Source organism: Geminicoccus sp., from assembly GCF_036263595.1.
GTDB lineage: Bacteria > Pseudomonadota > Alphaproteobacteria > Geminicoccales > Geminicoccaceae > Geminicoccus.
On sequence record NZ_DATAGQ010000035.1, the window covers coordinates 1 to 21,543 of the forward strand.

The following is a 21,543-nucleotide window of genomic DNA, read 5'->3' on the forward strand; positions in this document are numbered from 1 at the left end:
GTGGAGCGTGACATGGGGCGTATCGTCGATCTGGACCGACGGCGGAAGTCGCATCGTCACCAGGTCGATCTCGTAGCCCAGACGGGCCAGCCGGTCGCTGAGCCCGCGTGCGACCTTGCCACCGCCGCCGCCCAGGGGCGGATGCTCGTAGCAGAGCGTGAGAATCCTCTTGGAGGCTCGATTCGCTACCACTCTTCAACCCTTCCCACGTCCCAGGCACGCTATGCGATCCGTAAACGGATAGCTAGTGCATAGACCTCGTAGTGTGGCCGAATGGGTGCGTGACTATTCGATGTCCGGATCATAGCTGTCGTCACCCGTCTTAGTCAGGATCCTTCCTGTGGACTTCAGCGGATGGGTGGTGACGGCACTCCTTGATGGTCCGTGGACTTCGGGTCCGGCAGAACCACACGCTGAGGACGAAGTTCGGGTTGACCCGTCCATTCCAGGATGAGGGTATAGGCGATCGCCAGGAGCGTGGGCCCCAGGAACACGCCGAGCAGACCAAAGGCGAAGGCGCCGCCCAGCACGCCGATCAACACCAAGATGAGCGGTGTTCGCGTGGCGCCGACCTTGTGGATCAGCCAGGGCCGGATGATGTTGTCCGATGAGGAGACCGGAATTGCCCCCCACAGGATCATGAAGATTCCCCAGAAGGTCTCTCCCTGCTGGAACAGCCACAAGGCCGCAGCTACCCAGACCAGCGGCGGACCGATCGGGGTAAGCGAGATGATCGCCGTCAGGATGCCCAGGAAGGTCGCCGCCGGCACGCCCGCAATGAAGAAGCCGATCGAAGCCACCACGCCCTGGATCACGGCGGTGCCGAGCATGCCGTAGACTACGCCCCTCACCGTGCTGCCGGCCACGTCCATCAGGTGACGGGCGCGGTCACCGGCCAGACGTTCCAGCCCATCCTCCGCCCGCTCCGCCAGCGCCTCGCCGTCCCGGTACAGGAAGTACATGATGACGAGGCTGGCCATCAGTTCGAGCAGACCAGTGCCGATTCCGAGGCCGGCGGAGAGGGCGAACTGCGCTGCGCCTTCGAGATAGGGCGTGATGTAGCCGATCAGCTCGGAACCGCCTTCGGCCGCATTGTGCCATTCCTGGACAATCAGCTGGCCGACAATCGGGATGCTTGCGACCCAGCCAGGCGGTTGCGGGATGCCCGCCGCGAACACCTCGCGCAGCCAGCGCATGCCCCACGCCGCCTGATTGCCGACCGATGGCGCCATGGCGGCCAACGGTACCACCAGGATCACCAGCGCGCCCATCACCATGGCAAAGGATGCAAGGCCCGGCGAGAGCTTCGCCTTCTGCCGAAGCCAACGGTAGGCGGGCCAGGTCGTGTACACCAGGATGATTGCCCAAAGCGTCGCCGACAGGAATGGCTGCACGACCACGAAGCAGGCCACCAGCAGGATTGCCAACGCTGCCGTGCCTAGCACCTGCTCGAGGGTGAACTGATTCATCGCGCCCAATCGGCTGCTGTCACGGACGGCGTACTCATCTCCTGCGGGCCGGCTGGTGGCAATGGCATGATGGGCGGCTCGAAGCTCACAGGTTGGCCAGCCGCGCTGTCAAGATCGCCACGCCGAGGGCCTGGATCTCGGGCGCGAGGCAACGATCGTCCTCCAGCTTCGGGCTGATCGCGCGCACCTGTGCGAATGCCTCCTCGAGCCGCGGCGAGGAGCGCAGCGGCCGGCGGAACTCGATGCCCTGGCAGGCGGCCATCGCCTCGATCGCCAGCAGGTTCGCCAGGTTCTCGGCCATGTCGGCGAGGCGACGTGCGGCATAGGTCGCCATGCTGACATGGTCCTCCTGGTTCGCCGAGGTCGGCAGGCTTTCGGTGGAGACCGGCGTCGCCAGGTGCTTGTTCTCCATCTGCAGCGCCGCCGCCGTCACTTGTGCGATCATGAAGCCGGAGTTCAGCCCTGGTGAAGGCGTCAGGAAGGCTGGCAGGAGGGAGAACCCCGGGTCGATCAGCAGCGCGATCCGCCGTTCGGCAATGGCACCGATCTCCGCGAGGGCCAGTGCGATCCGGTCGGCTGCCATGGCGACCGGCTCCGCATGGAAGTTGCCACCCGACAGGATCTCGCCCTCGTCGGGAAACACCAGCGGGTTGTCCGACACGCCGTTGGCTTCCCGCTCCAGGATCCCTGCCGCATCCGACAGGAGGTCCCAGCAGGCGCCCATCACTTGCGGCTGGCAACGCAGGCAGTAGGGGTCCTGTACGCGGTCATCACCAAACCGATGACTCTCGCGGATCTCGCTTCCCCGCAGGAGCAGCGCGAGCTCGCCGGCGACGATGCCCTGGCCTGTCTGGTTGCGCAGCTTCTGGATCCGCGGGTCGAAGGGCGTGTCGGAGCCTTTCGCCGCATCCACGGTGAGCGCACCGGCCACGAGCCCGGTCCGCAGCAGGATCTGCGCCTTCCACCAGCCGACGATCGCGAGAGCGGTCGATACTTGCGTACCATTGAGAAGCGCCAAGCCCTCCTTGGGCCCGAGGACCAAGGGCGTCATCCCGATCTCTGCGAGCGCCGCCGCCGCTGGCAAGACCCGGCCGTGCAACCGGATCTCGCCCATTCCGATCAGGGCGCCGCTCATATGCGCCAATGGTGCCAGATCGCCGGAAGCGCCAACCGAGCCCTTGGCTGGGATCACTGGCAGAGCATCCTCTCTCAACAGGGTGAGGAGGGCGCCGATGGTAGCCGTCTGCACGCCGGAATGCCCATGCGCCAGCGATGCTGCCTTCAGGATCAGTACGAGCCGCACCACCGTGTCGTCGAGTGGTGCCCCCACGCCGCACATGTGGCTCAGTACCAGCCGCTTCTGCAGTTCCTCGACCTGGGCCGGCGAGATGCGCGTATGCGCAAGCTTGCCGAACCCGGTATTGACTCCATAGGTCGCTTGGTCGGCGGCAGCCGCGTCGGCTACCACCTGTGCCGCTGCCCGGATCTTCGGCAGGAAGCTATCCTCCAGGACAAGGTCCAGACCCGGTGTCGCCGCCCACCGCATCAACTCGTCCAGCACGAGCTTGCCTGGAACCAGCACCGGCATCGTCGATCCTCCACCCTTGCGTTCATGGTGCTCTTAGGCTCCCTGTCGCATACGTGCCACCACATCGAATCCGGGCGCGGCCATCGGCGGAGACGGGACATGAGCTTGCCAACCCTAGGCCAGATGCTGCTGGGCACGGAAGGTCTTGCCCTGCTCCGCTTGGCCTTCGGCAACGATCCCGCCGCCCGGGAAGCACGCGTAGCGGAGATCCGCGACCTGCTCGTGCGCTACGACCATGACCTAGCGTCTCCGCTGGCAGCGCCCGAGTATGACCTGGACCAAGGCTATGATCTCTGGTCGGCGACCTATGACCAGCCGCTCCGCCTTTTTCCGGTCGAGGAGCCTACGGTCCACGGAATCCTTGCGTCGCTGTCCGCAGGCACCATGCTCGACGCTGCCTGCGGGACGGGCCGCCACTCGGCGTGGCTGGCAGCACAGGGTCATGACGTCATCGGAATCGATGTTTCGGATTCCATGCTTTCGAAGGCGCGGACCAAGCTGCCGGCCTGCCGCTTCGAGCGAGGCGACTTGGCGGCCCTCCCGCTGATGGACGGAAGCGTGGATGCAGCCTTGTGTGCGCTGGCCCTGGTTCACGTGGCTGACCTGCGTCCGGCGTTCGCCGAACTCGCCCGCGTGGTGCGGCCGGGTGGGCGGATCGTGATCAGCGACGTCCATCCTTTCCTGGTTCAGCTTGGCTGGCAGGCCCAGTTCCGGACCGCGGGCGGCGAGGCCGGCTTCATGCGCCTGAACGCGCACCTGCCGTCCTCCTATGCGGCAGCAGCGCGAAACGCGGGCCTGCATATTATGGATCTTCATGAGCCGTTGCTTGGAGGCGAATCGGCCATGACGATAGCGCGGGACCTCCTGCCGGATGCCAATGCTGCCGCATGGGTGGGCTTGCCGGGTGTCATCGTCTGGGATCTGATGAAGCCGTAGCAAGGTCCCGGTGCTCCCGCGAGCGGACACACCAGCCCGGCTCCTGCCATGGGAGAACCAGTGATGACCCTGACATCAAAGGACTTCTTCGACCTTTCGTCATGGGCCTACACGAGCGGCAAGCAGGGTGTCCTCGACAACGGCAACCTCGCTCCGTTCGCGGTAGCCGCGGACCACTACCAGTCCACCAACGACTACGATGCGTTCCACGAAGGCACCGGCTTCTACGGTGCCGCCTATATCGCCGGTACCGGGGATGATCGACAGGTCTTGATCGGCTTCCAGGGCACCAACCTGCCGATCATCCGCGACTATCCCGCTTTCGCCGTGGCCCAGATACTGGCCGATCTCGACCTGTACTACGGCCGGTTGCCTGCGACCCTTGTCGACGCGCTGACATTCACCCGATCCGTCATCGACACGGCCGAGGCACAGGGCATTTCCCGAGATGACATCTTCCTCACGGGCCATTCACTGGGTGCTGCCCAGGCAGAGTATGTCGCAGCACAGGCCGGCCTGGACGGCGTGACCTTCGGCACGCCCGGGATTTCCACGGACTTCGTGCCGGAAGGGAGCGTCAGCGGCCTCACGAACTATGTCGAGTACGGTGATCCTGTCGGGAACTATGCCTACACGGCGCCGGTGCCGGTCGAGACGTTCTTCCTCCACAGCGACAAGATCCAGCACTATGGAGCGGCCACCTATATCGGGAACGAACTGGATGCGGCGCCGATCGTAGCCGCGGGCCTCGCATTCGAATCGACGGATGACGAGGTGCGCGCGGCAGCGCTGGCCGACATGCTCGCCGCGGCCGAAGAGTTCCACCCGCTGACCGATTACCGCCGGGATCTTCCGTTCGCCGCCGAGTCCGATGTGCCAGACTGGATGGAAAGCTATACGGCGGAGGACATCGAGCGGATCGTTCGCGGCGTGCTGGGCGACGGCAATCCGCTGGTCGATGATGCGTTCTATTACGCGGAGAACCCGGAGGTCTTCGACGCTCATGAGGACCCGGAGGAGCACTACGCCCGGATCGGCTGGAAGGAAGGGCGCGACCCCAACCCGTTCTTCTCGACCAACGGCTACCTGACGGCCAACCCCGACGTGGCTGCGTCGGGCGCAAATCCGTTGCAGCACTTTGCCGAGACCGGTTGGAAGGAAGGGCGTGACCCGGGGCCGGACTTCGATGTCGAGTTCTATTTCTCGGCTAACCCGGACGTCCGGCAAGCCGGCATTGACCCGCTGACCCACTACCTCCAGACGGGCAAGGCCGAAGACCGCGCCACCTTCTCGGCAATCGGCCATTCGGACGCGGTTCGGGGCGGGTTCGACCCGCAATACTACCTTCTGAGCAACCCGGACCTGGCGAGGGTGGCGCAGCGGGCCGGCGACGATGCCTTCGACTACGCGCGGGATCATTTCAACCGGTTCGGTTGGAGGGAAGGTCGCAATCCCAACGCCTTGTTCGATACCAAGGCCTATCTCGCCACCTATGCCGACATTACGGAGGCCGGGATCAACCCGCTCCAGCATTACCACCGTTTCGGCTGGAAGGAGGGCCGCGACCCGTCCGCCGAGTTCGATACTTCCGCCTATCTGGACACCTACCAGGACATCGCCGCGGGGATCGAGCCGATTCAACATTTTTTCCAATTCGGCCTTTATGAAGGGCGAGCCGCCTTTCTCGACGTACCGGCAGTTGGTGGCAGCGTCGGTTGAACGGCTGCCGTCTCGCACCGAGCACCATCGAACCGTTCGAACGCGAGATTGAACCGGCTCAATCGAGATGAAGCATTCGAGAAGGGGGACATTCGCCACGATATGGCGAAAAAGTTCGATAGTGCGTCGGCGGCTGTCGGTTTACAACATTCGCCATGTAGGGCGCTCAAGCGCAAAGATATTCCGGGGCAGGTGATGGTGCGTGCGGCGGGAAAACGACGCGTTGCGGTTCTTGGCGGTGGCGTCGGGGCGATCACGGCAGCCTACGCGCTTACCGATTCGACCGCCGCTCGCGAGCGCTACAACGTAACGGTCTATCAGATGGGCTGGCGGCTGGGTGGCAAGGGCGCGAGCGGTCGCAATGCAGGTGCGGGACAGCGGATCGAGGAGCACGGCCTGCACGTCTGGGCTGGCTTCTACGAAAACGCGTTCCGCGTCATGCGGGACTGCTATGAGGAGCTGGCGACGCGTGGCCTGCGCAAGCCCGAGGCACCGCTTGCTCGCTGGGACCAAGCCTTCAAGCCATTGAACCGCTTTTACATCTCGGAGAACGTGGGCGACGACTGGCGCCCATGGCTGATTGACTTTGCTGCAACCGAGGAACTGCCAGGTGAAGGCGACCCGCTCTTGCCGACCCCGCTCGAGTTGCTCGGCCTCACGGTCGAATGGCTGCGTGGTCAACTGGAGATCCTCGAGGATCGACTAGGCCATCCTGTGCATGGTCATGACGATGACGAGGACGGCCCGATCCGGGATCTCCTGGGTGATGCCGCCCTGATCAGTGTCCTGCAGGCCGGCTCGTTCGCACGCTTTGCCCTGAACGTCGCCGGCGAGCTGGCCCGGCGGGGTCAGCCAGCCGGGCCCTTGCGCACGGTCGCCGCACGGCTTTTGCGCCGCCTGGCGTCCGAGCTGTCCGAGCAGGTGTTCGAGCAGATCCGCCCGCGGCTGGAGGCCGAGGACGACCTCCGCCGCGCCTATATCATGGTCAATCTTGGCACCGCCGCCGTGCGCGGGATGATTGCCGACGACGTGATTCGCGACGGTTTCGACGTGATCGACCATGTCGAGTGCAGCGCTTGGCTGCGCCTCCACGGCGCCTCGTCCTATGCGGTCGACTCGCCGCTCTTTCGTGGATGCTATGATTACGTGTTCGGCTTTCCCGCTGGCGATTTCAACCGGCGCGGCATGGGAGCCGGAACTGCCATCCGCGGCCTTCTGCGCATGGCCTGGACCTATAAGGGCGCCCTCTTCTACAAGATGCAGGCGGGCATGGGCGACGTGGTGTTCGCCCCATTCTATCAGGTCCTGAAGGACCGCGGCGTCCGCTTCGAGTTCTTCCAGCGCGTGACCGACCTCCACCTGTCTGCTGACAAGAAGCGGATCGAACGCATCGGGCTCTGCCGGCAGGCCGTTCCAAAGGGGGATGAGTACGATCCGCTGGTGGACGTCAACGGACTGCCCTGCTGGCCGTCCGAGCCTGTCTATGAGCGCCTGGTCGACGGCGAGGCGCTGCGCGGACTGGATCTGGAGGCGCCTTGGGAGCCGGTCGGTACGCTGCATGAACTCCGCGATGGAGCCGATTTCGACGAGGTGGTGCTGGGTATATCCATTGGCTCCCTGCCAGAGCTGACAATGGAACTCGCCGCGGCTTCGCCGCCCTGGCAGCGCATGCTCGACAAGGTGCAGACGGTCCAGACCCATGCCCTGCAGCTCTGGCTGACCCAGAGCCCGGCGGATCTGGGCTGGCCGGCGCAGGTAGTACGCTACAACCCGCAGGCCAACGGTGGCCCCTATGGCGAGCCGGTGGTCACCTCGTTCGACGAACCGTTCGATACCTGGGCTGACATGGCCCATCTCCTGCCCCACGAGGCCTGGCCGGAGCCGGCGCCGCGCAGCATCGCCTATTTCTGCAGCCCTCGGCCGGATGAGGCCGCACCGGTCCGCGACGGTACCGCGGCCGCCGCGGCGCTGGGATCCGGGCGCGCCGCAGCCAAAGCCTGGGTCGAGAACGAGCTTCCGCGCCTGTGGCCCGGCCTGCGCGGACCGAACGGCTTTCGCTGGGACCTGCTGCACGACCCACAGAACCGGAGCGGTGCGGAGCGCATGGCGGCGCAGTACGTGCGGGTGAACGTGGCGCCGAGCGAGCGCTACGTGCTCTCGGTCGAGGGTTCGCTGGCTCACCGTCTGCAGGCCGGCCAGTCCGGCTTTGCCAATTTGTACCTTGCCGGCGACTGGACCAGGAACGGCATCAATGCCGGCTGTGTGGAGGCCGCTGTAATGTCCGGGCTTCAGGCGGCCCGCGCCCTGTCGAAGCTGCCGTTCGAGGTGGTGGGCGAAGGCGATGTGCTGGAGAACACCGCGCCGCGCCCGCCGGGCCTCGATGGTCTGGCGGCCTCGGCGGCGCCCTTCCCGTTCTCCGCGGCCTACGCCATGGGGCAACTGGACGGCTGGTTCACCTTCCTGCCACTCCCGGAGGCTGCCGTCGCCAGTCTGCTGCCGCGCGGCCTGAGGCTCGCACGGCAGCACCTGACGCCACGCGGTACCCACCCGGTCACCGTCTTGTTCGCCAAGCAGATGGGGGTCAGGCCGAGCTTCCTGCCGCAGCCACCGAAGATGCTCGACTACCACGAGTTGATCGTGGCCATAGGCTTCGTCGAGCATGCCGACCGCTCGAAAGGTGGCGGCGTGTTCTGCTGGCTGCCTTGCCTTTATCTGGACCGGCTGATCCATATCCTGACCGGGCGGGTGTTCTATGGCTTGCCCAAGCACCGTGCAGCGATCACTCGCACCGATGAGCGGTTCAAGGCGGTTCTAGGCACCAGCATGCTCGTGGACGCAACCTTCGACGCCGATGGTCAAGTCGGGAGCGCTGCCGACTTTCCGACCTTGCGTGGTGCCCGGGAACTGCTCGCCCAGCCCATGGCTGCCAAGAGCTTGCTCGGCCAGTGGCAGTACAGCTTCTTCGACTTCGGACTGGAGCGTGCCACGGTCCAACCCTGTCGTGCCGAGGTCACCGTCGGTGCTGGCCTGGGCCTGCCGGCCGGGCGGTACGCGCAACCGAGCCTTGCCAGGCACAAGCTCGGTACCTTCCGCCTGTGGACCGAGTGGACGCTCACCAATCCGCTCGACAGTGCCCGGATCGCGTCAACGGCTGCAGCCCACGCCAGCTTCGACGCCAAGCCCCGGCCCGGACCACGGCACATGTGATGATAACCGAGCCCTTGGCCATAACGGCAACCGGGACAACAAACTGCCCCGTGTGCGGCTTCGCCAGCCCGGAGGCCATGCGCTTTTGCGGCCAGTGCGGCCAGCCGCTAGCCCCCGACCTGCGCACCGTCCCGTCCGAACGGCGCAATGTCACGGTCGTGTTCATCGACATGGTGGGATCGACCGCGCTCTCGGCCAAGCTCGACCCGGAGGATCTCCACGGCCTGATGTCGGCCTACTGGGCGTTGTGCACGGACATGGTGCTGCGCTTTGGCGGAGAGGTCGGCGAGTATCTGGGTGATGGAGTCGTCGCATATTTCGGCTACCCGCGGGTCCGCGAGGATGCCGTTGAGTGCGCGTTGCTGGCATCGTTGGCCGTGGTACAGCGGGTCCCGAGCCTGGGTCGTGATCGCTTCCCTACCTTGCAGGCAAGGGTGGGCATCGCCACCGGCGTCGCGGTGGTCGACGAGTTCTTCCAGGGTGCCAGGCTCGCCCGCAAGCCGCGAATCACCGGCGAGACACCCAACGTCGCGGCCCGCTTGCAGGCCTTGGCCCTGCCGGGCGGCATCGTGATCGGCAACACGACCCGTGAAATTGCCGGCGCGTTGTTCGACTACGAGGACCTGGGCCCCCAGCATGTCCGGGGCCTGGACAAGCCGGTCCACGCATGGCGGGTCGTACGCGAAAGCGGCATCGAGAGCCGGCTGGAGGCGAGGCTGCGCTTCAGGCTCACGCCGGTCGTCGGACGGCAGGAGGAGATGGCCGCGCTTGAGGCGCAATGGACCGAAGCCATCAGTGGCCAAGGCCGGATCGCCGTTCTGATCGGAGAGCCCGGCATCGGCAAGTCGCGCTTGGCCCGCAACTTCATGGAAGCCGTCGCCAATCCGCGCTGCCGCATTCTGCGCTTCTATTCGTCGGCCGCCTATGCGGCTACCTCGCTCTATCCCCTGGTGCGGACGCTAGAACGCGCCAGTGACATGGGGGTTGGCCAGACATCCGGTGAACGGCTCGCGAAGCTCGAAGACTACCTTGAAGAGGCCACCGGAGCACCGACACGCGAGCGGCTAGCATTGTTCGCCCACCTGCTCGACATCACCGACCCATCGCTCCCAGCGCTCGACCTCACCCCGCAGCGGCGCCGGCAGCGCACGATCGAGGAACTCTACGCCTTTCTCGGCGAGCTCAGCGCCAACGGTCCGCTCGTAATCCTTTGGGAGGACATCCACTGGGCGGACGCCTCGTCTCTGGAGTTCCTGGCCGGCCTGCCTGACCGGATCGCGGCGCTCCCGGTGCTGGTGATCCTGACCTCTCGCCCGGAGGGACCACTCGCTGCCCTTCCGATCGGCAGCGCACATATCGTACTCGATCGGCTGGACCAACGGCAGAGTGAGCTGATGCTCGACCGGCTGTCAGAGGACAAGCCGCTGCCACCCTCGGTCCGTTCCATGATCGTCGACCGTGCCGATGGCGTGCCGCTATTCCTGGAAGAGCTCGCACGGACCGTGCGCGAATCGGGTGGGCTCATCGATCGCGGCGACAGCTGGGAGCTTACCCGGCCGATCGAGGAACTGCGCATTCCGGTGACGTTGATGGACTCGCTCACTGCTCGCATCGAGCGGCTGGGCAGCGCCAAGGAGATGGCCCAGCTGGCATCGGCCATCGGGCGGCGCTTCTCCATCGACATGCTGGAAGCCATGAACGAGTCGAACCCAGAGACAGTCGCACCGGCCCTGCGTCGCTTGGCGGAGGCCGGGCTGGTCGACGTCTGGGACGAGCACAGCAGGGACTATGTGTTCCGCCACGCGCTCATCCAAGATGCCGCTTACCGCGGCATGCTGCGCAGCCGCCGCAAGCGCTTGCACGGCCGGATCGCCGATACGCTCGTGCAGCGTTTTCCGCAGCGCTGCGAGGCCGAGCCGGAAGGCCTGGCGCAGCATCTCGGCTTGGCCGGTCGCCCCCTGGAGTCCGGATGGGCATGGCAGCGCGCCGGTGCCAGGGCAGCCTCCCGTGCGGCCTTTGCCGAAGCCGTGGTACATTTCGAGGCCGGCCTGCGCGAGGCCAAGGCTGCCGCACCCTCGCGAGAGCGCGACCTGCTCGAGGCCGAGCTCTCAGGTAATCTCGGCGCCACTCTCATGCAGTCACGCGGCTTTGCCGCCGCCGAGGTCGAGGCCGCCTACCAGACTGCCTATGCAGCCTGCACCAGGGTCGGCGACGACGCTCCGCAGATGATGCCGGTCCTCTGGGGCCGCGCCGTGCATCGGATCATGGTGGGTGACGTTCGCAGTGCTTCCGAAGTGGTCGAGCGGATGCAGCGGATCGCAAACCTCGCCGAGAACGAGGACCTGCTCCTACTTGCGCATGGCATCGCCGGTGGCAACAGCTTCTATGCTGGCCGCTTTGGTGAATTGATCGGCCATGTCGCCGGCGTGCGCTCGATCTACGACTTGGAACGGCACCGGCCTCTTGCCTTTGCGTTCGGCATGGATCTTCTGCTTCAGGCTACCTTGTTCGAGGCGCATGCACGCTGGATGCAAGGCGAGGCCGAACTGTCCCGGCGGATCGTCGAGGAGAGCGACATCCATTTCGACGCACTGGCGGTGCCGATCATGGCGCCGTATCTGCTCGTATGGGGCGGCGCGGTGCTGCTCTATCGCGGCGATGTCGAGCCGGCCCTTGCCCGGATCGAGCGTGGCGTCGAGGTCGCCGACCGGCAGGGCTTCGCATTCTGGTCGGTATGTGGGCGAGTCTGGCAGGCGGTGGCCATGCTGGACGCAGGGCGAATTGCCGAGGGTGCCGAGGCGCTGGCCCAATGGCTGGGCGTCTACACGCAGATCGGGACCGGAATCGGTGTGCCCTACTTCAAGTCGCGGCTTGCAGACGCCTTGGCTCGCCAGGATCGTCGCGAGGAAGCGCTACGCCTCGTCCAAGAAGGCCTCGACCAGATCGCCCGGATGGGCGAGGGCTGCTGGCATCCCGAGGTGCTGAGGCTCCATGGCGAAATCCTGGCCACCGGCCCGGCCTCCAATCTTCCCGCGGCAGCTAGCGCCTGGCGTGAAAGCTTGGCGATTGCCAAGCGACAGGGTGCTCTGTCCTGGCAACTGCGCACGGCTTTGAGCCTCGCCCGCCGTGCCCCAACGGCGAGCGAGGGAACGGCGGCTCTGCGAGAAATCCTGCCGAGACTGCCGGCAGGCAACTTGTCGCCCGAGCAGGCCGAAGGCCATCGCTGCCTTGCGGTCAGATGTTGCTGAAGACGGTCACGTCGTCCGCAGTCAGGCCAGTAACGCCGTAGATCGTCACCCGGGATGCCCCCCAACCAAAGGCAACGCCGGTGTGGTTGGCAGCGATCAAGGCGCTGGTATCGATGATTGTTGACAACAGGGCCACCCCTTCCTCCGTCACCGACCTTACGTCGACATGGTCGTCGGCATTGTCCAGTCGGCCGTTCCGGTTGCTGTCGAGGTCGCCGAAGCTGAGGCTCCAACTGGGATGACTGCCGTCATTGTCACCGGGATCCTTGTAGGTGACCCTGATCCCCAGCTCATCCTCACCTTTCACGAAGTCCGTGACCAGATCGCTGCCGGGCGTCTCCTTGCCGCGACCCGCTTGATACCAGAACTGGTGCGAAAACACGTCGCGGCCGGCACCGCCGAAGAGGCGGTCTGCTCCGCTATTGCCGTCGATCCAGTCGTTACCGATGCCACCGTCGAGCCTGTCCCGGCCATCGCCGCCAAATAAATCGTCATCGCCGATGTTGCCGAGGAGGAGGTCGGTTCCTCTTGCACCGTGCAGCGTATCGTTGCCGGCCCCGCCAGTCGCTTCGTTGGTGGAGAGGTCGTACTCGCGGGCCAGATACTGCTCCACGCCCAGGGAGATGAAGTCGTCACCCGCCCCACCGAAGACCTTGTCGACACCGATCGAACCGAAAATCTTGTCGTTTCCGGCGCCTCCATCGATCATGTTCGAGTTGCCACGCTGCGACACGTAGCGGTCCTCGTCGGCATGAATGACGTCGTTGCCGTCGCCGCCCCAGATCGTGTCACTGCCGCGCCCGCCGAAAAGCTGGTCGTCGCCAGCATTGCCCTGCATGTGGTCGTTTCCGATCCCGCCATACAGCTTATCGCGGCCCCCGCCACCAGCTAGGCGATCGCTCCCGTCGTCACCCCCAACGACGTCGTCGCCATCTTCGCCACGCAGGATGTCGTCGTTCGCGCCACCCCTCAACGTGTCGTTGCCGTTCCCACCCCAGATCCGGTCATCACCCTGGCGCCCCTCGACGAGATCGTCACCCACTTCGCCAAAGAGAAGATCATTGCCAAGTTCGCCGAAGATCCTGTCGTTGCCAAGACCGCCTCTGGCAATGTCGCTGCCTGAGCGACCCCACAGAATGTCGTTCCCGGTGAACCCATCGATCTGATCTGACAGTGCTGTGCCGACAAGCACATTGTTTAAACTATTGCCATTGATCACGGCCATGCCATGCTCCGATCTATATCGACTGCTCCCGCCTGCAAAGACCTAGAAAATGATCTGTTCACATGCGGCAGGGCAGTACCTATGCCATTGGCACAGAACCGGCCGCTTCTACTACTGTCAAGAGACAAAATCGTATCTCGTACAGCTTAACGGTGTGAAGATTTGATCTTGGTCATAGCTGGGGCAGACGGGTATGGCTGCGTCCGATCATACCGTCCCGCTCGGTACGCCCACGCCGGGCTGGCCCATCAACCCACCCGCGCGAGCTTGATGCGGCCTTGCGCAATGGACCCGAATGAGGCTTCACCCGCAGGGACAATCCGCCTGGAGGCTCCTCTGATGTCCAAACTGTTCGACCTGACTGGCAAGGTCGCCCTCGTCACCGGTGCATCGCGCGGGCTGGGCTATGCCATGGCTGAGGGGCTGGCGGAGCATGGCGCTTTGGTCGTGCTGAACGCGCGGGATACAGACAGCCTCAAGGCAAAGGCTGATCTGCTCACGGGCAGGGGACTGAAGGCCGAGATCGCGCCCTTCGATGTCAGCGACGGCGACGCCGTCAAGGCAGCCATCGCGGGCATCGTGGAGCGGCATGGCCATCTGGATGTGCTGGTCAACAATGCCGGCATTCAGCACCGCAAGCCGGTCATCGAGTGGACCGACGAGGAGTTCGACCGGGTGCTGGCGACCAACCTCACCGCCTGTTTCCGTCTGGCGCGCGAGGCGGCGAAGGCGATGCTTGAACGGGGCGGCGGCAGCATCATCAGCACCGGCTCGGTGGTGTCGATCCTGGGACGTCCGACGATTCACGGCTATGTCGCCGCCAAGGCCGGCCTTCACGGCCTCACCCGCTCGCTCGCCGCGGAGTTGGCCCGCCAGGGCGTCCGGGTGAACGCGATCGGGCCCGGCTACTTCGCCACCGAAATGAACCAGGCCCTTCTGGCGAACAAGGAGTTCACCGCGTGGGTGGAAGCCCGCACCCCGGCTGGCCGCTGGGCAGAGCCCGCCGAGCTGAAGGGTGCGGTCGTGTTTCTGGCTTCCGAAGCGGCCAGCTACGTGCACGGCCACGTGCTGATGGTCGACGGAGGAATTTCAACGAGCCTGTAAGGGCTTACATTGCCGCGAGGAGCTTGTCCGCGCCGGTGACTTCCATCACGCCGGGGCTTTCCTCGACGTTCAGGATCTTCACGACTCCATCCTCGACCAGCATGGAGTAGCGCAGCGAGCGGATGCCCAGCCCGGCGCCGGAGGCGTCCAGCTCCATCCCGATCGCCTTGGTGAAGCTGCCGTTGCCGTCTGAGAGCATCAGCACCCGACCCTGCACGTCGTTGACCTTGGCCCACTGGTCCAGCACGAACGCGTCGTTGACCGCCACACAGGCCACCGTTTCCACACCCTTGGCCTTCAGTTCTTCGAAGTGCTCAAGGAAGCTGGGAAGGTGCTTGGAGTGGCAGGTCGGGGTGAAGGCGCCAGGCACGGCGAACAGCACCGCCTTCTTGCCGGCAAACACCTGTGCCGTCGTCACGTCGTCCAGACCGTCCGCCGTGCGGACCTTGAACTTGGCTTCTGGCAGCCGATCGCCCACGCGGATCGCCATCGATCGTCATCCCGTCGTTGGAGCCGGCACGGTCAGTCCGCGGGCCCCGATATCGCAACCGGGCCGCTTGCCCGTGGCTGACACATGGAACCGCCGTGCGCCGGACGCAACCGGCACATGTGTTGGCACAAGCGTGCTGGAACGGTGCGGTGGGATCTTGGCGACCCTCCATCCGAAGCCTATTTCCTTCGTATGGCTTCCTCTCCCCAGCAAACCAACTCGCACTTCACCGGCATGATGCTGATCGCCATGCCCAGCATGGCTGATACGCGGTTCACCCGCTCGGTGGTATATGTCTGTTCGCACTCGGCCGAGGGTGCGATGGGTCTCGTGGTCAACCAGGTCATCGACCAGCTGCGCCTGCCGGCCGTCCTCCAGCAACTCGGAATCAAAAGCGAGGGGCTCGCCGAGGATCAGCCGGTACACCTGGGCGGCCCGGTCGAGAGCAATCGCGGGTTCGTCCTGCACTCGGCCGATTACCAGCTGGAATCGACCCTGCTGATCGACGAGAACTTCGCGCTGACCGCCACCGTCGAAATCCTGCGGGCGATCGCCGAGGGCAATGGACCGAGCCGGCTCGTGCTAGCGCTGGGCTACGCCGGCTGGGCGCCGGGCCAGCTCGATGCCGAGATCCTGGCCAATGGCTGGCTGATCGCGCCGGGCGATGCCGACATCGTGTTCGGCCGCGAGGACGAAACCAAGTGGCACCGGGCGCTGGCCAAGCTCAAGATCGACCCGATCCTCCTGTCCGGTGCGGTTGGCCACGCCTGAGCGCGCCGGACGGGCAGACCGGGATCAACGCTCCCGCAGGGCTTCCGTGCGCGCCTTGAGAATCGGCTTGAGCAGGTAATCCATCACCGTCTTCTTGCCGGTCATGATGTCGACCTGCGCGGTCATGCCTGGGATGATCTCGAGCGGTCGCTCCTCGGAGCCGAGATGAGCCTTGTCGGTGCGCACGCGCACCCGGAAGAACGTCTCGCCCCGTTCGTTGGCAAGCGTATCGGCGCTGATGTCCTCGACCCGGCCGTGCATGCCGCCATAGATCGAATAGTCATAGGCGGTGATCTTCACCGTGGCCGGCAGGCCTGGCCGCAGGAAGGCGATGTCCGACGGGCGGACCATTGCCTCGACCAAAAGCGTGTCCTCGATCGGCACGATCTCCATGATCTCGCCACCGGGCGGCAGGACGCCGCCGACCGTGTTGATCTTGATCTGCTTCACGACGCCACGGACAGGGGAACGAACCTCCGTACGACGCACCTGGTCCTCGCCTGCGCTGACCGTCTCCTTGATGCTCTGCAACTCGGTGCGCTTGAGGGTGAGCTCACGCAATGATTCCGAGCGGAACTCGCTGATTGTCGCCTCGATGCGGTGGTTGGCTTCGCGAAGCGCGCTCTCCGCCCGTGGCTTTTGCAGCTTGGTCTGCTCCAGGTTCGACTGGAGGTCGACGACCTGACGGCGCAGCCGCAGCGTGTCCATCTTAGAAAACACGCCGCGAGCTGCCAGCGGCGCCGCCATGTCGAACTCCTGCTGTGCCAGATCCAGGGAGGTCGTCAGGCTCGCCTCCCGCGTCGCCAGCTCGTTCAACTCCCCCTGGCGCTGCTCGACCTGCTGACGCAGGACTGCGATCTGGCTGTCCAGCTGCTCCTGGCGTGCCTGGAAGAGGCTGAGCTCGCTCTGCGCCACGTCGGGCGCCTTCTCGAGGACGTCCGCCGGGAAGTTGATCGGCCGCCCCTCGATCTCCGCCTGGAGCCGCTCCACCGAAGCCAACAGTCCATAGTAGCGGACGACGTTCTCGCGGTAGCCGCTGGCTGCCCTGATGTTGTCGATCCGTGCGACCACCTGATCGGCGTCGACCAGATCGCCCTCGCGTACCAGCGTGGCGGCCAGGATCCCGCCTTCCAGGTTCTGGATGATCTGGACCTGGCGGGACGGAATGACCCGGCCCTCCCCACGGGAGACTTCGTCGAGCGTCGCCCACTGCGCCCACCAGATGAACACGGCGAAGAAGGCGATCACGCACCAGAGGATCAGATGGCTGAACAGCCGCGGCTTCCACCGGGACGCACCGAGTGCGCCCGGAATGAAGGCCTGCTCGGGGCCGCCGGCCAGAGCCCAGTTGCGGCCGCTCGCCATGCTCCCGGCACTCAGCTGTCTGCTGGCCATCAGCGCTCTCCCCGGATCTGGCCGGATGCCAAGGCCTTCAACACCTTCTCCTTCGGCCCGTCGGCTGCGATCCGCCCATTGTCGATCACCAGGATGCGCTCCGCCAGCGTGAGCATGGACTGGCGATGGGTGACCAGGAGCACGGTGCGCCCGGGTACCTCGCGGGCCAGCCGGGCCTTCAGCCTGTTCTCGGCCCCGGTGTCCATGGCGCTGGTCGGCTCGTCCAGGATCAGGATCGGGGGGTCGAGCAGGAGGGCCCTGGCCACCGCCACGGCCTGCCGCTGTCCACCAGACAGCGCCTCTCCCCTTTCGCCAACATGGAGATCGTACCCAAGGGGGTGACGACTGGTGAACTCCTCGACGCCTGCGATGCGTGCCGCACGGAGCACGGCCTGGTCGTCGACGAAGGCGGCACCAAGTGTGATGTTGTCGCGCAGGCTGCCCTGGAACAGGTACACGTCTTGCGGCACGCAGCCGATGTTGCGGCGAAGATCGGCCGGATCCAGCTGCCGGACGTCGGTTCCGTCCACCAGGATCGCACCTTCCTGCGGCTCGTAGAGGCCCAGCACCAGCTTCTCGATGGTGGTCTTGCCCGAGCCGATCCGCCCGATCAGGGCCACCCGCTCGCCTGCCGTGATCTTGAACGAGACGTTCTGCAGCGCCGGCAGCTTCTGGTTGGGGTAGGTGAAGGTGACGTTCTTGAACTCGATGTCGCCGCGCAACGACGGGCGGTGCACGAAGCGCACGCCGTCGGGCCGCTCCGTCGGAAGCGCCATGATATTGTTGAGCGTTTCCAGCGACGTGCGCGACTGGTGGAACCTTGTCAGTAGCGCGGCTACCTGCCCGAGCGGTGCCATGGCGCGGCTGCCGATGATCGTGCAGGCGATCAGCGCACCTACGGTCAGTTCGCCTGCGGCGATCTTGTAGACGCCCATGATCACCATGCCGACATAGACCAAGTTCGCAGCTGTGGATGCGAAGTTCACCGTGAGCGAGGAAAGGAAGCGAGCCTTGTTGGCTGTCTGGGCGGTGGTGGCGACCAGCCGCTCCCAACTGCGCTGCATGCGCCCCTCGGCCGCGACGCTTTTGATCGTTTCGAGCCCGTTGATCGCCTCGACCAGCAGGCCGTGCTTCATCGACGTCTCGCGGAAGGTCTCCTTGACGATCCGGTCGAGCGGCCACTGCACCAGCAGGCCCACGCCGAGCACGATGGGCACGGCCAGGGCCGGGATCACCGCGAGATTCCCGCCGATCAGGAAAACGATCGCCAGGAAGAAGACGATGAACGGCAGATCGACCAGTGCCGTGACGGTGGCGGAGGTGAAGAAGTCACGCAGCGTCTCGAACTCGCGCAGGTTACTGGCGAAGGCACCAGCCGAGGCGGGACGCCCTGCCAGGCGGATGCCCATCACCTGCTCGAAGATCCTGCTGGCCATCACCACGTCGGATGCCCGTCCGGCAGTATCGACGAAGTAGCCGCGGGCTGTCTTCAGAATGAAGTCGAAGGCAAAGATGATAACCGCACCTGCGGACAATACCCAGAGCGTGTCCAATGCATTGTTGGGGACCACGCGGTCGTACACGTTCATGACGAAGAGGGGCGAAACGATCGAGAAGATGTTGATCAGCAATGCCGCGATCACGACCTCGATATAGACCGGCCACTGCTTGAACAGGGTCGACCAGAACCAGTGGTTGCCAAACCGGGGCGGCAGGTGACGCTTGTCCCGCTCGTTCAGCTCCAGTTCCGGCCGGGCGAAAAAGGCATGGCCGGTGTAGACGTGCTCGAGCTCACCCAGTTCCATGTCCCGGGCGCCAAGCCCGGTCTCCGGAACGATGATCCGGACCTTTTCACCGTCGCGCGAGATCAGGACGCAGCTGCGCCGGTCGCGCAGCAGGAGAACGCAAGGCAGCGCCAGCTCGTCGATGTCGCGAAGGCCGCGTCGGATCAGCCTCGCGTCCAGCCCGGCCCGCTCGGCAGCGCGGGGAAACAGCGCCGGCGTGAGTCGCTCATTCTCCAGCGGCAGCCCCGAACGCAGCGCATCGGCCGATGTCGGGCGGTCCATGAGATGGGCTAGCGCGACAAGGCTGGCCAGCAGCGGATCGTCGATCTGCGCTGTCGATGCGCGGATCCGCCATTCGGCCTGGGCGGGGCGCGGAGGCTCCTGCGGCACGGCCGGTGGAACGGGATCCGCCGTCGCGTTTGGGTCAGCAGTCGGATCGACCACTGCCCGCTCCGATCCACCTTCTGGCCGGATCTCCGTCATCATCTTCCCTCGAGCGACACTTAAGATATCTCGGCGCACCTGGCGGCGAGGTGGCCTCGATGTGATCGATTGGGCACAAGGCCGTCTGCCGGGCTTGTAGCACCGACGAGATGACTTTCCCTTCCCATTCTCGCTACCTAAACACAAGGATGCGGCGCGTCACCCTTGTGCATCACAGATCACCTTCGGGTGTGGGCAGCGGCGCAACAGGCGGGAACTCATGTGGACGGCGACGTTGACGCGTGTTCTCCCCGCCGTCTATCGGAAGTTGAGAGGAGCCGTTTGCTCCTTCCCTGAAGAACCGACCCAAGGGCGGATAATCGGATGCGGACGTACCCAGGACGGACACTGGCGGCGCCACTACTGGCGGCTCTGCTGACGTCCACTGCCCTTGTTCTCGCAGCTGCGCCGGTGCGGGCAACAACGGTCGCCGATACCGTCCGGGCGACGATCGCGACGAATCCAGAAATTGGCGTGGTTCGCAACGACCGCCTCGCCGTCGACCAAGAGTTGCGGCAGGCACGTGCGCTCGGTCTACCGTCGGTTGATCTGCGCGTGGCCGGCGGCCCTGAATATACCAACTCGGTTGGCACCCGCGCCCGGAGTGACAGCTACGAAAGCCAATTCCGCTCCGATGCATCGCTGACCCTGACGCAGCGCGTGTTCGACGGTGGTGCCACTCGCAGCGAGATCGACCGGCAGACCGCCCGGGTCGATAGTGCGGCTCATCGCGTGCGCGAGGCAGCCGAGTTCATCGCCCTCGATGGCATCCAGAGCCATCTCGACATCCTCCGCAACCAGGATCTGGTGGCGCTCGCCGACGCCAACGTGGCCGCGCATCGTCGGATCCTGGGCGAAGTACGGGAGCTCGAAGCGGGCGGAACGACCGGAATCGCCGATGTCCGGCAGGCGGAGGCCCGGCTTGCCGCGGCCGTGGACAGCCTGGAACAGATCCGGGGTGACTTGGCGGATGCCTATTCCACCTATCTCCAGGTGGTCGGCGAGCGGCCGCGCGACCTGCAGATGGAGCGCCCGCCCATTGCCGCTCTCCCGCGTGACATGGAGGCTGCCGCGGTCAGGGCGTCGACGTCCAACCCTACGGTGCTGATCGCCGCCTCGGACGTGGACGTCGCTTCCGCAGAGGTGCGAGGAGCACGTTCCGGCTATTTTCCTCAATTGAACGTCGAGGCTGGGGCGGCGACCGGGAGCAACCTGAACGGTGTGGACGGCAGCGACGTATCGGCGCAGGTGCTGCTGGTCATGCGCTACAACCTGTTTCGGGGTGGCGCCGACGTCGCGGAAGAGCGCGAAGCCTTTCATCGCCTGAACGAGTCGCGCTCCTCGCTGGCGAGGGCGCGCAGGCAGGCGGAGGAGGATGCTCGTGCATCCTTTATCGCCCTGCAGACGGCCCGGGCGCGGACCGAGACTCTGAGGGACCAGGTCGAGGCCAATCGCCGGACTCGTGATGCCTATGCCGACCAGTTCATCGTCGGCCAGCGGACGCTTCTCGATCTGCTCGATGCGGAGAACGAATTGTTCGTTTCCCGGGTCAATCTGACGACCACGGAGTACCAGGAGCGCTTTGCCGTCTACCGGATCGTCACCGTTACGGGCGCCTTGCTGGATACGCTTGGGATCGACCGGCCGCGCGAGGAGATCAACATCGAGCGCAACCCCGAGAATGTCCACACGCCCGAGCGGATCGACGAGAAGACCCTCCAGATCCATGACCCGGCGGCCGAGCCGCGGCCTTTGCGGGGTGAAGCCGCGGGCGAACCACGCCCGCTTCCGGGCAACCCCGGTCTGTCGCCCCGACCCGCGCCCTCGGCGGACCAGTCCAGCGTCGCTCCCGTGGCGGTCGAGGAAGTGGTGGAAAGCGTGACCGAGGTCCAGCCGGCGGCAGCACCGCTCGGCCAGCCTGGAAGCGATGTTGAGACGGCAAGCGAGGTAGAGGCCCTGGCTGCCGTCGAGCCTACGGCCGGGCCTTCTGCCGCGGCGCCACCGGAGCGGGGCGGGGCCAGCTACGAGGATTTCGGCAGCTTCTGGAAAGCCATTACCGGCGAGTGAACGACAGGCTCAACGCTCTGGACCGGTCGTCCGATCAAGGTTAATCGAGGCTGAACC

At 65.3% G+C, this 21,543-nt stretch carries 13 protein-coding genes and 1 pseudogene; 7 read left to right on the forward strand and 7 right to left on the reverse strand.

Features of this window, described 5'->3' with window-relative positions; genetic code table 11:
- The 3 genes and pseudogenes from VHL31_RS02620 to hutH form a co-directional block, all read right to left on the reverse strand.
- A pseudogene (locus VHL31_RS02620) lies at positions 1–192 on the reverse strand (hypothetical protein); the annotation flags it as partial.
- Between the two features lie 155 nt (positions 193–347).
- The gene (locus VHL31_RS02625) at positions 348–1,469 is read right to left on the reverse strand and encodes an AI-2E family transporter (RefSeq protein WP_329659648.1); all 1,122 of its coding nucleotides are present in this window, start codon (positions 1,467–1,469) and stop codon (positions 348–350) included.
- Between the two features lie 85 nt (positions 1,470–1,554).
- Positions 1,555–3,057, reverse strand: a complete 1,503-nt coding sequence (gene hutH, locus VHL31_RS02630) for a histidine ammonia-lyase (protein WP_329659649.1) — start codon at positions 3,055–3,057, stop codon at positions 1,555–1,557.
- 99 nt (positions 3,058–3,156) lie between these two features.
- Here hutH and VHL31_RS02635 point away from each other — a divergent pair, with 99 nt between their 5' ends.
- The 4 genes from VHL31_RS02635 to VHL31_RS02650 all read left to right on the forward strand — a co-directional run bounded on the left by VHL31_RS02635 (position 3,157) and on the right by VHL31_RS02650 (position 12,167).
- Positions 3,157–3,993 carry a class I SAM-dependent methyltransferase gene (locus VHL31_RS02635; RefSeq protein ID WP_329659650.1) on the forward strand — a complete coding sequence of 279 codons (837 nt, stop codon included), beginning with the start codon at positions 3,157–3,159 and terminating at the stop codon, positions 3,991–3,993.
- A 63-nt stretch (positions 3,994–4,056) separates the two neighbouring features.
- On the forward strand, positions 4,057–5,712 hold the full coding sequence (locus tag VHL31_RS02640; protein WP_329659651.1) for a hypothetical protein: 1,656 nt from the start codon (positions 4,057–4,059) through the stop codon (positions 5,710–5,712).
- Between the two features lie 195 nt (positions 5,713–5,907).
- A complete protein-coding gene (locus VHL31_RS02645; protein WP_329659673.1) occupies positions 5,908–8,919 on the forward strand; it encodes an NAD(P)-binding protein in 3,012 nt (1,003 codons plus the stop codon).
- 50 nt (positions 8,920–8,969) lie between these two features.
- The gene (locus tag VHL31_RS02650; RefSeq protein WP_329659652.1) at positions 8,970–12,167 is read left to right on the forward strand and encodes an AAA family ATPase; all 3,198 of its coding nucleotides are present in this window, start codon (positions 8,970–8,972) and stop codon (positions 12,165–12,167) included.
- Here VHL31_RS02650 and VHL31_RS02655 read toward each other — a convergent pair.
- Positions 12,154–13,392, reverse strand: coding sequence for a calcium-binding protein (locus VHL31_RS02655; protein WP_329659653.1), 1,239 nt, complete (start codon positions 13,390–13,392; stop codon positions 12,154–12,156). The two genes, VHL31_RS02650 and VHL31_RS02655, sit on opposite strands and share 14 nt — an antisense overlap.
- A gap of 339 nt (positions 13,393–13,731) precedes the next feature.
- On the opposite strand from VHL31_RS02655, the gene VHL31_RS02660 reads away from it, so the two are divergent.
- Entirely contained in the window at positions 13,732–14,496 is a 765-nt protein-coding gene (locus VHL31_RS02660) for a glucose 1-dehydrogenase (protein ID WP_329659654.1), read from the forward strand.
- A 4-nt stretch (positions 14,497–14,500) separates the two neighbouring features.
- Here VHL31_RS02660 and VHL31_RS02665 read toward each other — a convergent pair whose 3' ends face one another.
- Positions 14,501–14,986, reverse strand: coding sequence for a peroxiredoxin (locus tag VHL31_RS02665; protein ID WP_329659655.1), 486 nt, complete (start codon positions 14,984–14,986; stop codon positions 14,501–14,503).
- A 192-nt stretch (positions 14,987–15,178) separates the two neighbouring features.
- Between VHL31_RS02665 and VHL31_RS02670 the strand changes: the two genes are divergently transcribed.
- Positions 15,179–15,757 (forward strand): YqgE/AlgH family protein, encoded by a 579-nt coding sequence (locus VHL31_RS02670; protein ID WP_329659656.1) that lies wholly within the window; start codon positions 15,179–15,181, stop codon positions 15,755–15,757.
- A gap of 24 nt (positions 15,758–15,781) precedes the next feature.
- Here VHL31_RS02670 and VHL31_RS02675 read toward each other — a convergent pair whose 3' ends face one another.
- Both VHL31_RS02675 and VHL31_RS02680 read right to left on the reverse strand, forming a co-directional pair.
- Entirely contained in the window at positions 15,782–17,152 is a 1,371-nt protein-coding gene (locus VHL31_RS02675) for an HlyD family type I secretion periplasmic adaptor subunit (RefSeq protein ID WP_329659657.1), read from the reverse strand.
- Positions 17,152–19,422, reverse strand: coding sequence for a type I secretion system permease/ATPase (locus VHL31_RS02680; protein WP_329659658.1), 2,271 nt, complete (start codon positions 19,420–19,422; stop codon positions 17,152–17,154). The genes VHL31_RS02675 and VHL31_RS02680 overlap by 1 nt, the downstream gene beginning before the upstream one ends.
- Positions 19,423–19,743: 321 nt before the next feature.
- On the opposite strand from VHL31_RS02680, the gene VHL31_RS02685 reads away from it, so the two are divergent.
- A complete protein-coding gene (locus VHL31_RS02685) occupies positions 19,744–21,486 on the forward strand; it encodes a TolC family outer membrane protein (protein WP_329659659.1) in 1,743 nt (580 codons plus the stop codon).
- Positions 21,487–21,543: the final 57 nt, after the last annotated feature.